General features: G+C 66.0%; 12 protein-coding genes. 4 read left to right on the forward strand and 8 right to left on the reverse strand.

Annotation, left to right across the window (positions count from 1 at the left end):
• Window positions 1-387: 387 nt before the first annotated feature.
• From FVP77_RS12535 to FVP77_RS12565, 7 genes are read right to left on the reverse strand one after another with little or no spacing between them, the layout of a single operon-like run.
• Window positions 388-1,143 (reverse strand): SDR family NAD(P)-dependent oxidoreductase, encoded by a 756-nt coding sequence (locus FVP77_RS12535; protein ID WP_147894923.1) that lies wholly within the window; start codon window positions 1,141-1,143, stop codon window positions 388-390.
• Window positions 1,144-1,174: 31 nt separating this feature from the next.
• Window positions 1,175-2,023, reverse strand: a complete 849-nt coding sequence (locus tag FVP77_RS12540; RefSeq protein WP_147894924.1) for a fumarylacetoacetate hydrolase family protein — start codon at window positions 2,021-2,023, stop codon at window positions 1,175-1,177.
• Window positions 2,020-2,976, reverse strand: a complete 957-nt coding sequence (locus tag FVP77_RS12545; RefSeq protein ID WP_222707732.1) for an amidohydrolase family protein — start codon at window positions 2,974-2,976, stop codon at window positions 2,020-2,022. The genes FVP77_RS12540 and FVP77_RS12545 overlap by 4 nt, the downstream gene beginning before the upstream one ends.
• Complete coding sequence (locus tag FVP77_RS12550; protein WP_147894926.1) at window positions 2,973-4,328, reverse strand: L-fuconate dehydratase; 1,356 nt, start codon at window positions 4,326-4,328, stop codon at window positions 2,973-2,975. The genes FVP77_RS12545 and FVP77_RS12550 overlap by 4 nt, the downstream gene beginning before the upstream one ends.
• Window positions 4,328-5,326 (reverse strand): aldo/keto reductase, encoded by a 999-nt coding sequence (locus FVP77_RS12555; RefSeq protein WP_147894927.1) that lies wholly within the window; start codon window positions 5,324-5,326, stop codon window positions 4,328-4,330. The genes FVP77_RS12550 and FVP77_RS12555 overlap by 1 nt, the downstream gene beginning before the upstream one ends.
• Window positions 5,323-8,124, reverse strand: a complete 2,802-nt coding sequence (locus tag FVP77_RS12560) for a BNR-4 repeat-containing protein (RefSeq protein ID WP_147894928.1) — start codon at window positions 8,122-8,124, stop codon at window positions 5,323-5,325. The genes FVP77_RS12555 and FVP77_RS12560 overlap by 4 nt, the downstream gene beginning before the upstream one ends.
• 59 nt (window positions 8,125-8,183) lie before the next feature.
• On the reverse strand, window positions 8,184-9,224 hold the full coding sequence (locus FVP77_RS12565; protein WP_246134101.1) for a zinc-dependent alcohol dehydrogenase family protein: 1,041 nt from the start codon (window positions 9,222-9,224) through the stop codon (window positions 8,184-8,186).
• 188 nt (window positions 9,225-9,412) lie between these two features.
• Between FVP77_RS12565 and FVP77_RS12570 the strand changes: the two genes are divergently transcribed.
• Both FVP77_RS12570 and FVP77_RS12575 read left to right on the forward strand, forming a co-directional pair.
• Window positions 9,413-10,474 (forward strand): aldo/keto reductase, encoded by a 1,062-nt coding sequence (locus tag FVP77_RS12570; protein ID WP_147894929.1) that lies wholly within the window; start codon window positions 9,413-9,415, stop codon window positions 10,472-10,474.
• A 1-nt stretch (window position 10,475) separates the two neighbouring features.
• Window positions 10,476-10,883, forward strand: coding sequence for an RbsD/FucU family protein (locus FVP77_RS12575; RefSeq protein ID WP_147894930.1), 408 nt, complete (start codon window positions 10,476-10,478; stop codon window positions 10,881-10,883).
• A 55-nt stretch (window positions 10,884-10,938) separates the two neighbouring features.
• On the opposite strand, the gene FVP77_RS12580 is transcribed toward FVP77_RS12575, so the two are convergent.
• Window positions 10,939-11,970: a LacI family DNA-binding transcriptional regulator gene (locus FVP77_RS12580; protein ID WP_147894931.1), complete on the reverse strand. Its 1,032-nt coding sequence runs from the start codon at window positions 11,968-11,970 to the stop codon at window positions 10,939-10,941.
• 178 nt (window positions 11,971-12,148) lie between these two features.
• On the opposite strand from FVP77_RS12580, the gene FVP77_RS12585 reads away from it, so the two are divergent.
• Entirely contained in the window at window positions 12,149-13,348 is a 1,200-nt protein-coding gene (locus tag FVP77_RS12585) for an alpha-L-fucosidase (protein WP_187266932.1), read from the forward strand.
• Window positions 13,349-13,521: 173 nt separating this feature from the next.
• Window positions 13,522-14,859 (forward strand): ABC transporter substrate-binding protein, encoded by a 1,338-nt coding sequence (locus FVP77_RS12590; protein WP_147894933.1) that lies wholly within the window; start codon window positions 13,522-13,524, stop codon window positions 14,857-14,859.
• Window positions 14,860-15,001 lie beyond the last annotated feature (142 nt).

Consider the following 15,001-nt stretch of genomic DNA (forward strand, 5'->3'; position numbering starts at 1 on the left):
ATCAAAAGAAAGCACTGGTTGTAGGCTATTTTGATCACAGCGCCTTGGGAGCCGGGTGGCGTGACCGGTGGGGACGGCGGCCCAAGGCCTATGAGCCGTTTATGTCCGCGATCTAACCGACTCCCGACCGCTTGGCTCGTATGCGCGCGACCCGCGAACGCGGTCCGATCGACCCCCGTGGCTCCGTCATGCCACCGTTCACTGTCTTCTCTATCGCGCTGTTCCGCCGCTGGAATGCTCGCCTGGAGGTGGTCGGCGCAGCGGGCGATTGGCGACCCAGCCCGAGGAAGGTTCTTGCCGAGCCCCGCGTGCAGCGCTCAACGATCGATCCTCCGAACGAACAACCAGCGGACCAGGCTTCCCGGAACGCTCCCGCAGAGCGCAGTCTTATCGCGCGACGGGTCGGATACGCAGGTTCCTCACACCGCCGTCCACAGCGAGATCAGTGCCCGTGATGGAACCTGATGCGGGGTCCGCGAGGAACACGATGGCCGCGGCCACTTCATTGGGCTGCACCATGCGACCGGTTGCTTGACGGGCGTCCAGTGCGGCGCGTTCGGTGACCGGATCCGGGAAGCTGTTGAGCATCCGTTGGACAAATGGAGTGTCCACGGTGCCGGGGCTCACGCAATTGACTCGGATGCCTTCGCGCACGTGGTCGGTCGCCATCGCCATGGTCAGGGCGTAGACGGCGCCCTTCGACGCGCTGTAGAGGGCGCGCTGGGGGAGTCCTGACAGCGCAGCGATCGAGCAGACGTTGATGACGCTTGCAGCGGGCGAGCGCCGCAGCAGGGGGAGGGCGGCAGCCGTCACGCGGGCGACGCCGACGATGTTGATGTCGAGGACTCGTGCCCACTCGGCGTCGTCGTTGTCGGCAACGGTGCCGACGGCACTGATCCCCGCGTTGTTCACCAAGATGTCGAGGCCACCGAAGAGCCGGTCGATCTCCGCGACCGCGGTGTCCACGGAAGACCGGTCGGAGACGTCGCAGACGAGCCCGGTGATGTCATCGGGAAGGTCGTCGATCGCCAGATCGAGAACGACGACCCGCGCGCCTCTGCTCCGGAAGTGTCGTGCGGTCGCCAATCCGATTCCGGATGCTCCGCCCGTGACGGCCACCACCAGCTCAGAGAAATCGTCCATCGTGTTGCTCCGTGGGTTCAGGGGTGGAAATTCAGGCATCGACGAAGCGCTGTCGGGCGGTGCCGAGACCATCGATCGACAGCTCGACGACGTCGTCCGCGCGCAAGTACGGCGTGCCGGGCAAACCAAGAGCGACGCCCGCCGGGGTCCCCGTATTGATGAGGTCTCCTGGACGAAGCACCATGAACTGACTGAGGTACCACACGACGTGATCGACCGCGAAGAGCATGTCGGCTGTGGTGCCGCGCTGACGTCCGACACCGTTCACGGAGAGCGTCAGCGCAAGGTTCTGCACATCGGTGATCTCGTCGGGTGTGCTGAGCCAGGGACCGAGCGGATTGAACGTTTCGCAGCTCTTGCCCTTGTCCCATTGCCCCCCGCGCTCGAGCTGGAACTCGCGTTCGGAGACATCGTGGGAGAGCACGAAACCCGCGATGTATGCGCTCGCGGTGGCCGACGACTCCAGGTACCGGGCGGTCTTCCCGATGACGACACCGAGCTCGACCTCCCAGTCGGTCTTGGTGGATCCTCGCGGCACCAGGACGTCGTCGTACGGTCCGACGATCGTCGACGGATCCTTCATAAACACCACGGGCTCAGTCGGAAGGGTGGCGCCCGTCTCCGCCGCGTGGTCCCTGTAGTTCAGACCGATGCACACGATCTTGCCCGGCTGAGCGATCGGCGGTGCCACGCGGTGGCCGTCGACGTCGAGCGGCTTCAGCTCGCCCTGCTGCAGCGCCGTTCGCGTCGCCGCGACACCTTCGCCGGAGAGGAACGCGCCGTCGATGTCTGCCGTCAGCGGGGAGAGATCGAAGTGGGTGCCGTCGTGCTGCAGCACCGGTGTTTCGCGCCCTGGCTGGCCGATTCGGAGAAACTTCATGCGGTTCGCTTTCTTGATGGTGGGGACATGGTGTCGTGGGATGCTGCGTCCGGGAGGTTCCTCGCAGCTTTGGAGTGAGCGGCGGCCGTCGCAAGCAGATGCTGGTCTAACCGATAAAACGATCGAGCGGTCTCTCCGCGCACGAGTGTGCGGTCATCTGCCGCGCGCTCGCCGAGTAGCGCCTCCCATGCCGCCCAGACCCGGTGATATCCCCCCGCGCGGATGCTGACGGGCCAGTCGCCGCCGACCATCAGACGCTCTGCCCCGAAGACCGTGAACGCGTGGTCCACGAGGGGGCGGAGGTCGTCGATACTCCACTGTGAAGGGTCTCGCTCGAGAGGGTAGAGCCCGGACAGCTTTCCGTAGACGTTGGGAAATGCCGCGGCTCGGGCAAGGGACTCGCACCAGATTTGGCGGTCACCTCCGCCGATCGGCGGCTTGCCCAGGTGGTCGATGACGATGCGAAGCCCTGGGTAGCGCTCCGCCAGGACCGGAACGTGCTCGAGATGGCGGGGTAGTTCGGCGACATAGTCGAAGGTCAGGCCGCGCCGCTCGAGCTCGGCGAGTCCACGACCGACATCTGGTCGGAGGATCCAGTCGGGGTCCGGGATGTTGTGAATCATGTTTCGCACGCCGACGACGCGGGAGTCGGTCGCCAGCACATCGAGTCGGCCGCGAGCTCTCTCTACTTCATGCAGAGGCGCATAGGCGACGATGGCGACGACTTCGGGATGCTCGTCGGCGGTCGCGCGCATCAGCTCGGTGTCTTCGTCGTTGTCCGCCGCTTGCACGAGCACGACAGCATCCACCCCTGCTGCATCGAGGTCGTCCGCTACCTCCTCAAGATCGATCCGGCGGTTGAGGGGGGCGAGTTCATCGGTGAGCCAGTCGTAGCGTGCACGGTGGGGGTCCCAGAGGTGCAGGTGCGCGTCGACGACGACAGAACCGGTCAATCCTTTTCTCCACCCGAACATGCGCGCTCGGAGGGCGTCGAGGCCTGGGAGCCGCCGGCGTCCCGCCAGTAGCCGCCGTCGGGGTACCGGTAGCGCGCGAGAGACTCCTCGTGCATCTGCGCGCTGTATCCGGGAGCGGTCGGAAGGACATACCCTCCGCGGCGGACGATACACGGATCGACGAAGTGCTCGTGGAGATGATCGACGTACTCGGTGACACGATTCTCCAGAGTTCCCGAGACCGCCACATAGTCGAAGATCGAGAGGTGCTGTACCAGTTCGCACAATCCGACGCCTCCCGCATGCGGGCAGACCGGGACGCCGAACTTCTTGGCCATGAGGTAGACCGCGAGGATCTCGTTGATACTCGCTAGTCTCGCGGAGTCGAGCTGACAGAAATCGAGCGCCTCGGCTTGGAACATCTGCTTGAACAGCACGCGGTTCATTCCGTGCTCGCCTGTCGCCACCCCGATCGGGGCGACAGCGCGCCTGATTGTTGCGTGGCCGAGCACGTCGTCGGGGCTCGTGGGTTCTTCGATCCAAAGGGGGCGGAACTCTGCGAGCGCGGTGACCCACTCGATGGCTTCCGGCACATCCCACACCTGATTGGCGTCGATCATGAGCGCCACGTCGGGGCCGATGACCTCGCGCGCGATCCGAAGGCGGCGGATGTCGTCGTCGAGGTTGGCTCCGACCTTGAGCTTGATGTGACGGTAACCCGCGTCGAGAGCCTCCTGGCAGAGTCGGCGCAGCTTCTCATCGGAGTACCCGAGCCACCCCGCGCTGGTCGTGTAGCAGGGGTATCCCGAGCTCTCGAGCTCGGCGATGCGCTGGGCGCGGCCAGGCATCATCTCGCGAAGGAGGCCGATCGCCTCGTCTCGGGTGAGCACATCCGACAGATACTGCAAGTCGGCGACGTCGGCGAGCTGCTCGGGCGACATCTCGGAGAGCAGACGCCACAGGGGGCGACCCGCCACGCGCGCCGCCAGATCCCAGACCGCGTTCATCACGGCGGCCATCGCGAGATGCTCCACACCCTTCTCCGGACCGAGCCAGCGCATCTGTGAGTCCGACTTCAGCGTGCGATAGACAGCGCCCAGGTCACCGACGACGTCGGCGACATCGAGGCCGACCAGCGGCTGTGCCCGACGGTCGCAGGCGAGGGAGACGATGTCATTACCTCGGCCGATGGTGAAGGTGAAGCCGTACCCGGCGAGCTCGGGATCATCGGTCCGGAGGATGACGTATGCCGCCGAGTAGTCGCCGTCCTTGTTCATGGCGTCGGAGCCGTCCATGCTGAGCGAAGTGGGGAAGCGGACGTCCAGGACGTCGACGCCGGTGATGATGGTCATTACTCTCCTGGTGCGGTGGTGAGGGATCCCTCGCGCAGTAGTCCCTCGTCGAGGAGAGTGCGCCAGAGATCGTCGGGAACAGTTGCGGCAGCGCGATCCGCGGTGGCCTGAGCCTGGGCGCCGTTTCGAGCACCGACCACCACAGACACGACGGCGGAGTGCAGGCGTGGAAAGGCGACTGCCGCTTCAGGCAGTGAGACGCCGAACGTCTCGCAGATGTCGGCGATGCGGTGAGCTCGGGCGAGGAGGTCGGCGGGTGCGTCGGCGTAGTCGAACTTCGCATCGCGGGGCGGCCGGGGGGCAGACAGGACGCCGGAGTTGTAGACGCCTGCAGCCACAATGCCGACGTCTCTGTCGCGTGCGGCGGGGAGCAGGTCCTCCAGCGCACTCTGATCGAGCAGCGTGAAGCGTCCGGCGATCATCACGAGGTCGATATCGGTCTCGCGGACGAACCGCGAGGCGAGGGCGCTGTGGTTCACGCCTACGCCGATAGCACGCAGCACACCCTGTTCGCGCAGTTCTTCAAGAGCGGGTATCGCTTCGTGCAGAGCTTGGTCGGCGAAGTCGTCGGGGTCATGCACGTAGGCGATGTCGATTCGAGAGAGACCGAGGCGGGCGAGGCTCGCGTCGATTGAGCGTCGGATACCGTCACGGCTGAAGTCCCATTCGCGCCGAGTCGCGGCGGGCACGTCGAAGCCCTGGTCGTCGCGGCGCGTTGCGCCGTCGGGGTTGTCGATCAAGAGGCGGCCGACCTTCGTCGAGAGCGCGAACTGGTCTCGAGGGCGGCCGGCGAGGAAGCGGCCGGCCCGCTGTTCAGACAGTCCGAGACCGTAGTGAGGGGCGGTGTCGAAGTACCGGATGCCGGCGCCCCACGCTGTGTCGATCGCGCTGGACGCTTCCTCCTCCGTCGTTTCTCGGTAGAGGTTTCCCAGCTGAGCGAGCCCCAGTCCCAGCGGGGGGAGCCGATCGACGCAGTGTCGTGCACGCGGCTCGCTCATCCACGAGCCTTCCATGGCCCGTTCGGTTCGCCCGGCGCCTGCGCCCGGGTCCACCACTTCGCCTCGTAGGACACGCCATCGTGCACCACGACGTCGCCCGCCTGGAAGATCCTCGACGCCGTCCAGATGACCGTGCCGTCGGGGGAGGTGCGCAGCTCTTGCCACGCGCCCTGCGGACCACCGGGTGTTTGGCTCCGCGTCCACCAGGTCGCCGTCCACTCGGATCCATCGTGCAGCACTACGTCTCCGGCGGTGTAGACGGATGCTGGGTCCCAGACGACGAGCACGCGGAGGGGAAGTGAGGCCCGCACCGGTGCCGCACCCGTCGTGACAGCATCCGCGGAGGCCGTCATCGTGAGAGTTGTCGGTCCGGGACTCGTGGTGTCGACTGGGCTTGCCGTGAGGTCACTCGTGGCGACGGGCGCGGACCTGCCGTCTGCGTACGTGCCCGTTGCGCGCACCCTCGAGAGGTCGATCGAGCCACCGACGGCGACGGCGTCGCTGTCGATCGTGAGGGACAGGCGGGTGAGCGCAGAGACGAGCGCCGACTGGGCACTCGACAGGGCGGCCGTCGCGTCGTCGACGTCATCTTGGGTCGCATCCGGCTCTGCCAACGTTCTGGATGCGTGTGAGCGGGCGGCTTCGAAAGGGGCCCAGCTGCCGGCGGAGTAGGCCTCGGTAAGACGCCTCTCCGCCTCGGCCAGCGCTGCGGCGAGGTCGGTCGTGTCGGCAGGTGACGCCGCGACCCCCACGTGGACCAGCTCGAGCGCGCTGCCCTCGCGCGGCCACTCCGTCCGGGGGAGGTCTCTGTTGCTGGGCAGGGATTCCGCGCGCAGATACCAGGTGCCTTCTTCGGTGGGGCCGGCGAGGTCGGTTTGAAGATTGACCTGCAGTCCCGGGTAGGAGCCGCGGACCGTCGTGATCTGTGCAGGCAGTGCCGGTGTCGGGGCCTGGGCCACCGCCGTGAGGGTGTCGTCGATCACGATGCTCTGGGCGTTTGCGTCGCAGGCGAAGTCGACGCGCATGTTTCCATCGCTCATCACCTTCGATCCGCGCATGACCACCTGAAAGTCAAGGCTTCCGCCACCGCCGAAGCTCCAGCGTCCCGTCCAGTCGCTGATCTGACGGACGTCCCACTCTCCCGTCCCGTCGGCGCGAGCCGCATACACCTGCGACTGTCCCGACTTGTCGTACTTGTGGTAGCTCACGACAGGGGCACCGGCGGCGTCGAAGCCGAGCTTCGCGTTGCCGTTGAGGAGTCCGCCGCCGTCGGGGATCGGATCGACGATGTCCGCTTCGCCGTAGCGGAACGGTGACGTGAGCGGGTTACCTGCGCTGTCGAACCAGTCGACGAGGTTTTCGCTCTTCGCATACGTGAGCAGACTGTTCGTCGCTGCGTCCGGCGTATCCCGCCACACCCAGATCATGTGGAAACTCCCGTCGGGACCGAGGAGCGGATTCTCGAAGTAGGCGTTCCACGTTCCTGCGGGGTTGGCAGTCGAGCCCTCGCCGTTGAAGAGCGGCTGATCGACCAGGCGCGTCCACGTGCGCGATGACTCGTCGTAGACGTTGAAGTACGTCACCCCGTCGCCGGACCCGCCGTTGCGGTGACTGAAGACGAGGCTGCCGTCCTTGCGATTGACGAACTCCGGGTAGGTGACGGAATTCTCGGTCTGGGGACTCACCATGTTCGCGACAGGGGAGAGTGTGGTGATGTCGCCGGGAGTGGACGTGCGGAAATAGATGAGCGCTACGTTGTGCATGTTGCCCGATACGTGCAGGTTGCGATCGCGGTCGAGGCCCAGCGAGACGTAGTTGTGGCTGTCCCAACCGATCGAGGTGGGAAGAATCTGCTGTGTCCATTCCGTCGTGGCATCGATGTCGCGGTGAGCGATCGTCAGGCGGCGATCCTGGTCGTAGTAGGCGACGTACTGGTCGGCGCCGTCGGTGAGCACGCGCTGGGTGACCGGCATTCCTGCGAATGTCGTGCCGACCGGCACGGTCTCCAAGATCTGCTGGTCAGCCTCACTGAAGTCGTACTCGCCGGCGGGCTTGCAGTTCAGCGTCCCGGGCGGTGCGACCGCGGGGGTCGTCGTGGTCAGTCCGAAGTCGCGGGCGCGGAGGTTGCCCGAATTCAAGTAGAGGCCTGCCCACCCGCCGATGCGCGTGGGGTCGGTGACGGCGAGCTGGTGGGTCGCCTCGGCGAGGATCGAGCCTGTTGCAGCGTTCGTCACGGCGACCTGGAAGTCCCTGCCGTCTCGCGACAAGAGGAGCCGGAGGGGGGTGCCGTAGGGGGCAGCGACCGTCCCCTGTGCGAGGACCGTCGGCGTCGAGTTGTTCGCCATCTGCAGCAACTGCCACTGGGCGTCGCGTCCGCCCCCTGCGGTCGTGGCTCGCAGGACGTAGTAGCTGAGCGACGTCCTGCCCTGGACGTTGGCGACGACGCCGGACCATTCCCGCGCCGCGGGCGAGGGGGACACGATGTCGACGTCGGCGGCCACCGTATAGGCAGTCCCGAGTTGCAGACCACGGTGCGTCGCAACGTTGTTGCCGGGCCCCGCGGCCTTTTGCGCTTTCCCGGAGGCGATGCTCCAGGTGCCACGGTCGGCGACCCAGGCTGATCCCAGCGGACCGGTGACGCGTTCGAAGTCGTCCGAGGACGACGCCGATGGCTGCTGCATCGAGGCGGTGGTCGAAGCGTTCGCGACGCCACCAGGGAGTGCGGCGAGGGTGAGGGCGATCGCCACGATGGCGGCGGTGGTGAGGCGATTCTGCCTGCGGGTGAGAGGGGATGGCATCTACTTCTCTCTTCCTTGAGATCTGTATTCCGGTGATGACGCTTCGGGCCGTGGGGTCGTCACTCCTGCCAGACGATGCCGATCTTTCCCGAGGCGCCAGAGTCGGCCAGTTGGTACGCCTCGGCGGCGGCAGCGAGGGGGAAGGTGTGCGTGACGATGTCGGCCGGATGCAGGCCCCACCGGTCCAACCTCTCGAGCAGGTCGGCCATGTTCACCGTCGATGTCACCCACGAACCGTGAATGGTCAGCTGGCGGTGGATGATCGTCTCGCTCACGTCGACGCTGAGGCGTCCGCCCTCTCCCACGAGGACGACACGCCCCCATCGCCGGGTGTTCTGGAGAGCGCTCAATTGGCCTGCCCCGGCTCCCGAGCAATCGATCGCCGCATCGACTTCGGACCCTTGGGCGGCGGACACGGTGATGGTGGCCGCGCCCAGGCGCTCCGCGAGCTCGCGTCGTTCGGGGCTCGGGTCGGCTCCGATGATCTCGGTCACGCCCATTGCCTTCGCGAGGAGCCCTGCGGCCAGGCCCACGGGGCCCAATCCGACGACGAGGAGGCGGTCTCGCCCCGAAAGATCGAGTCGCAGCAACGCCTCGTAGGCGGTGCCGAAGCCGCACGCCACGCACGCGCCGTCGAGGTAGGAGAGGCTGTCGGGCAATACGAGGAGGTCCCGTCGATTGGCGATCATCAGATCCGAGTGCCCGCCGTCACGCTGCCAGCCGTACGCCCGACGTTCGGGAGAGCTGCAGCTGATCTGGTACCCCTGCCGGCAATCGGCGCACAGACCGCAACCACTGATGTGGTAAACGACGACGCGGTCACCGATCTGCAGATCTTCGACACCCGGGCCGAGCGCGACGACCTGCCCGGCCGGTTCGTGTCCGGCGATGACGCCCTGGTAGGCCTCGGGGCCCTCACCCAGGTGCTCCCGATAGATCGCTCGCAGGTCGCTCCCGCAGATCGTCGAGGCTTTGGTCGCGAGGAGCACTTCGCCGACCCCGGGCACAGGATCGGGAACCTCGCGCAGATCCACATTGCGGGCACCGGGTAGGTAGGCAGCGAGCACGTCGTCGTCCTTGAGCGTAGAGGGGCTAATCACGGAAACCCGCGTAGGGCAAAACGTTACGATACAGACCTCCTATCGTCAACGGCCCGGTCGACGCGCGTTCGGCTTCACGTGACGGCGAGGCGGCGGAGAGCCCTGTTTTTCCGCAGATTGACGGCGCCGAGCCTCACCCGTACTCTGAGTGAATCGTTTCGTGTACATCGATGTCCCGAGGGAGCACCATGACCATTGCCCAACCGCCGACTGTTCCCACAGATGCGCGGGGCGTCCCTTCCCGGGTCCTCAGAACGGGTCGCCCGATTCCCGCGATCGGAATGGGCACCTTCGGCTCGGACCGCTACAGCGCGTCTGACGTCGCCGCGGCCGTGGAAGGGGCCATCGCGGTCGGCTATCGGCTGATCGACTGCGCCTCGGTGTACGGCAACGAGAGGGAAGTGGGTGTGGCGCTGGCCGCGGCCCGCGGCAAGGGCGTGCCTCGAGAAGACCTGTTCGTCATGTCAAAAGTGTGGAACGACGCACACGAGCCCGACGCGGCGATCGCTTCGGTCCGCCAGTCGCTCGCCGACCTGCAGGTGGATTACCTCGACGCCGTGTTCGTGCACTGGCCGTTTCCCAATCACCACTCGCCCTTCGCCGACACCGATGCGCGGGATCCCGACGCCACTCCTTACGCTCACGACCGGTACATGCTCCTGTGGTCGGCGCTGGAGTCCCTCGTCGACGAGGGGGTCGTTCGCCACCTGGGTACCTCGAACGTCACCATTCCCAAGCTCGAGTTGATTCTTAGAGACGCGCGCATTGCACCCTCACTGAACGAGATGGAGTTGCACCCCTGCTTTCAGCAGCCGCAACTCTTCCAGTTCTGCGTCGACCACGACATCCAATCGGTGGGCTACTCCCCGCTGGGATCCCCGTCTCGCCCGGAACGTGACCGCACTGACGACGACGTCGTCGACACGGAGCATCCTGTCGTCAGGCGGATCGCCGCGGATCACGGCGTCCATCCCGCCGTGATCTGCCTCAAGTGGGCGGTCGAACGGGGGCAGATCCCGATCCCGTTCTCGGTGAAGGCCGCGCAGTACGAGGGGAACCTCGCGGCGGCGACGGGTGCGCCCCTCTCCCCGACCGAAATAGAGGACCTCAAGTCGGTCGAGCGGAACAGCCGGTTGATCAAGGGGCAGGTGTTCCTCTGGCCCGGCGCGCAATCCTGGCTCGATCTGTGGGACGTCGACGGGACGATTCCCGGGCCCTCGGGGTACGAGCGCGAAGCCCAGGGAGTCTGACGTGCTGACCACGCCCCTCCTGCATCCTCAGCTCCTCGAAGCCATCGCCTCGCTGGGTCACGGCTCGCGCATCCTGATCGCCGATGGGAATTACCCTTTCCGAACCGCGGTCGGACCGAACGCGCGCATCGTCTACCTCAATCTCGCGCCCGGCATGTTCTCGGTCGATCAGGTGCTCAGCGTTCTCACGCAGTCCGTCCCATTCGAGTCGGTGGTGATGATGGACGCGCCCATCGAGGCGCCTGTGCAAGATCAGGTGCTGGACATCTTGGACGACGGCATCATGGTCGAGCGCGTCGAGCGTTCGGATTTCTACGAGCTCGCTCGCGGCGCGGACACCGGTCTGCTCATCGCTACGGGGGAGCAGCGCGTCTACGCGAACGTTCTCCTGACCATCGGAGTCGTGTGAGCGCGCGCCCATGACGGCGACCGAAGCGACGGCACGGCCCGCCGCCGACGTTCGATCATTCGTGCCTCGCCAAGACCGATCCGCCGATCTGGAGTCGGCCCGGAAGCTCCCTCACCAGGCGTTCACCGGCCCCGGTCGGGTCGTCGAGGCGCCCGCTCATGATGCGAGCGGCCTCCGCGGCGATTGTCTCGACGGGCTGCACGAAGACCGTGAGCTTGGGGCGGGTCACCTGCGCCAGCTCGAGGGCGTCGAAGCCGACGAGAGAGATGTCGTGGCCGAGGCGCAGGCCCGAATCGTTGATGGCGATCACCGCACCGACGGTCAGCTCGCTGTTGGCCGTGAAGACGGCGGTCGGGCGCACGTCCGCCGACAGCAGTCGCATCATGGCCGCGTACCCGTCGTTTACGGACAGGGGAGCTCGTTGGATGTGGTCGGACTGGATCTCCAGCCCCGATCCGGTCGTGGCCGCCAAGAATCCCTGGAGCCTTCCTTCGAGGCTCCACATCGTCGGCTCCCCGACGATCGCTCCCAGGGTTCGGTGGCCGTGGTCGATCAAATGCTGACCGGAGACCCTTCCGGCTTGGACGTTATCGAGGGAGACGGAGTCGGCGTCGAGTCCTGGAAGCCGCCAGTCGACGGTGACGACGGGAACCCCGGCCGCTACCGCCGAGGCCAGCGCCGACGAGTCGGACATTGCGGGAACGCTGATGATCCCGTCTACCCGGCGGCTCCGCAACAGGTCGACAGCGTCCACATTGGAGGGGGTGCCGTCGAACTCGTTCGAGGTGACGAGGACGCCGATCCCCTGGCCGCGCAGGTATTTCTCGATGCCGACCACGATGGACAAGTGGAAGTTGACCTGCAGGGACGGCAGCAGCACGCCGATCGAGCGCGTCGAACCGCGACGCAGACTGCTCGCGAAGACATTGGGGCGGTAGTCGAGTTCGGCGGCGGCGGTCTCGATCGCGCGACGGTTCTCCGCGAGAACGTTTTGCCCGTTGTAGAACTTCGAAATGGTCGCCAACGAGAGTCCCGTCACGCGCTGGATATCTTTGTACGTCGCGGCAGATCGCGGTTTCGTGCTCATCCTCGCTCCTTCGCGTCCTACACCCGGTCGCTTCTCCTCGAGATCGGACCTTGCCGGGAAGCCTACTTGGCATCGCTGGCATGCAATCGTTTCGTCGTGCGGAGCCGGGCTGCACGTTCCACCACCCGGTCGGCGCACCGTCGTCGCGCCTGCACACCAACACCGTAAAGGAGAGAAAATGACTTCTCACTCCGATCTTCCCGCCTGGGTTCGGGCTTCCAGCCTCGGGATCTTCGTGCATTGGGGCCCGTACTCCGTGCCGGCGTGGGCCGAGCCCACCGGCGCGTGGGGTGCGGTGCCCGAGGAGAAATGGTTCGCGCATAACGCCTATGCGGAGTGGTACGCGAACACCATGCGAATCCCCGGCTCCCCCGCCGCAGCGCATCAGGCGGAGCAGTACGGTGACCAGCCGTACGAGAACTTCCTCGACATGTGGGAGGTCGCCGAGTTCGAGCCCGCCGAGTGGGCGCGCCTGTTCCGCCACGCCGGTGCGGACTACGTGATCCCGGTCACCAAGCACCATGACGGCGTCACGCTGTGGGACGCGCCCGGCGTCGGCGATCGGTCGACTGTCGCGCGCGGTCCGAAGCAGGATCTGCTCGCGCCGCTGGCCGACGCCGTTCGGGCCGAAGGCATGCGGTTCGGCGTCTACTACTCGGGTGGGCTCGACTGGGCCTTCAGCGATTTCCCGCCCATCGCGTCGATGGCGGACGTGGTGGAGTTCCGTCCGAATGGCGAGGACTACGCCGCCTACGCGACGGCGCAGGTGCGCGACCTCATCGATCGTTACCGCCCCGCCGTTATCTGGAACGACATCGAGTGGCCGGATGCGGGTAAGGCCGATGGGTCGTTGGACGCTCTTCTCGCCTACTTCCGGCAGGTCGTTCCCGACGGGGTGGTCAATGACCGGTGGGGCGCGCCCGTCTGGGACTACCGGACGAGCGAGTACTCGCACGACACGCAGAACGAGCGGGGAGTCGGGTGGGAGCACAACCGAGGGCTGGGTTTCTCGTTCGGGTACAACCGAATCGAAGACGAGTCTCTGACCCTGTCCAGCCGCGAGCTGGCTCGTCTCTATGCCGATGTGGTCTCGCGCGGCGGACGCCTCCTGCTGAACGTCGGACCGGAAGCCAGCGGCCGCATACCCGACGTGCAGCGACGGACACTCCAGGGGTTTGGCGAGTGGATTGCGCCACTCAAGCCCTTCACGCTCGATCGAACGCCCCTGGAGCGCGAGTCGCTCTCCGTGTCCGGTGCTGAATGGTGGGTGGCATGGCGTCACGACGACCACATCGTCGTTGTGGCGGACACCGAGTCTGCCCTCGCACGGACTGCCGACGGGAGCCCGGTGCGCGTCTTCGCGCTTCCCACAGCGTGACCCCGAGATGACGGTGGCATAACGTTTCTCGCTCAAAGCAATCTCCGGCACCGACCACAGAGCCAATCGGTGGAGAATCGCCGGATTTTGTGGTGTGATGTACCTCACCTACAGCGCGAAACGATTCACCCTGAAGAACCGTTCATGCGCTTTGGCACCACAAAGGAGTGAAAATGCAGCAGTCCAACATCCAGCGGGGTGTGCGGCCCCGATTCGTCGCGGTCGGTGCGCTCATCGGCGCCTCTTCCCTGATTCTCGCCGGTTGCGCCGGCGGTGGTGGCGACGGAGAGGCGTCGGGGTCGACGCTCACCGTTCAGGTCCAGTCCGTCCAGCAACCCGCCTTCGAGTACGCTGCGGGAATCTTCGAGGAGGAGAACCCCGGGGTCACGGTCGAATTCCAGACCGTCACCGAGCAGCAGAAGGCCACGACCAACTCGCAGATCATGGCGTCGTCGAACGCACCCGACATCGGCCTCGTGCCGGTCAACGCGCAGCCCTACTTCGACCTCGTCAAGGCGGATGCTCTCGAGCCGCTCGACGATCTGTGGGCGGACGCCGACCTGGAGGCCCGCTACGGCGACGTCATCGCCAACTCCCTGAAGTGGGACGGCACCCCGTACCTCGCGCTGTTTGACACGACCTTCTACAACGTCGTGTATTACAACAAGGATGCTTTCGCGGCAGCGGGCGTGACTGCACCCGAGAACCACCAGATCGCGTCGAACGAAGAGCTCTACGACATCGTCTCCAAGCTCGACGGGGCCGGTTATGACGGACTCGCCGCCGGTGGAGCCGCCGGATATCAGCTCGGCTGGCTGGTTGACGCGCAGTTGCAGGCCAACGCTCCGGAGGCGCTCGAGGATTACCTCGTTTCGTGGCAGCCGGGCGTAGAGCCGGAGGTCTCGTACGACGACCCCCAGTTCACCGACTCGCTCGCCCAGATCGGCGAGTGGAACGAGCGGGGGGTGTTCCAGGAGGGTATGGCCGGAGCCGCCGGTGACCAGGCGCAGGCCGCGTTCACCGCCGGAGACGCGGCGATGTTCCTCGGGGGCTCCTGGATTCCCTCGATCCTTGGCGACGTCGATTTCGAGTACGACTGGCTGCTGCTGCCGGGTGCGGGCGACGAGCCCACGCTTCCCTCACTGTTCGCCGGCGACACGCTCGCCATACCGAAGACGTCGCAGAACATCGACCTCGCCAAGAAGTTCCTCGCGGTCTATTCCTCGGACGATGTCCAGACCTACGCCGCGGAGAACGTCGGCTCCCTCCCGGCCGTGAACACGGTGGCCGCCTCCGACCTTCCCGGCTTGGGTCCGGTGGTTCAGAGCGTGGTCGAATTCACCAACACGGTCGGCTTCGGCCTCGGATGGACGAGCACGCTGCCCGGTTCGCTGGGCGGCTCCTTCATCGACCCCCAGGTTCAGCAGCTCGTGAGCGGCCAGACCACTGCGGAGCAGATCGGTCAGGCGGAGCAGAGCGCGTTTGAGACCTGGAAATCGCAGAACGACTGACATGTGAAGGGGTGCCGTTCGCTTCGGCGAGCGGCATCCCTTCATGTCTCCTGAAAGGCACATGGTGACCTCACTCGATACCGTGTCGGCAGTCCTCCCGAATAAGCCCGGGCGCCGTCGACGAAACGACCGCGCATCCACC

This window comes from Microbacterium hatanonis, assembly GCF_008017415.1.
Lineage (GTDB): Bacteria > Actinomycetota > Actinomycetes > Actinomycetales > Microbacteriaceae > Microbacterium > Microbacterium hatanonis.